Origin of the sequence: Streptomyces sp. AB3(2024) (assembly GCF_041862025.1) — a bacterium.
In the GTDB taxonomy this organism is placed as follows: Bacteria; Actinomycetota; Actinomycetes; order Streptomycetales; family Streptomycetaceae; genus Streptomyces.
Genome location: NZ_JBGWAB010000329.1, coordinates 1 through 587 on the forward strand (window position 1 = coordinate 1; position 587 = coordinate 587).

General features: G+C 76.8%; 1 protein-coding gene. It reads right to left on the minus strand.

Annotation, left to right across the window (positions count from 1 at the left end; translation table 11 throughout):
• Positions 1-103 precede the first annotated feature (103 nt).
• Positions 104-587: PepSY domain-containing protein (locus ACEPPI_RS40615; protein WP_373920254.1), on the minus strand; the 484-nt coding region annotated here is incomplete at its 5' end.

Consider the following 587-nt stretch of genomic DNA (forward strand, 5'->3'; position numbering starts at 1 on the left):
GGGGGGGGGGGGGGGGGGGGGGGGGGGGGGGGGGGGGGGGGGGGGGGGGGGGGGGGGGGGGGGGGGGGGCCCCCCCCCCCCCCCCACTGCCGTTGCCGGCGGGTCAGCCGCTGTCGTTGCCGCTGTCGTTGCCGGAGTCGGTGGGGACCACCTTGCCGGTCGTGGCGTCGATGCCGACGTCCCGGGTGGCGCCCTTCGCGGGCTTGATCTCCACCGACCAGTGGGCGGCGACGCCGTTGTCGTTCTCGTCGTCCCAGTCGAGGGACACGACCTTGCCGGGGTGGGCGGCCAGCGCCGCCTTCATCGCCTTGGCGGCGGCGACCTTGGCGGCGATCAGGGTCTTGTACTCGCCCGCGTCCTGGTCGTTGTCCTGGTTGGCCCGGCTCGCGGCGCCGGAGGAGCTCACCAGGACCTCGGAGTTGCTCTTGCCGTTCTTGCCGACCACGTTGACGTGCCAGACGGCGCCGTCCTGGTCGAGGGATTCCACGTAGCCCGGGTACTTCTTCAGGGCCGCGGCGGCGGCCGCGGCCGCGTCGACGTCGGCTCGGGCGGCGGCGGGCTGTGCGGCGGCGGGGTGCGCGGCCGCC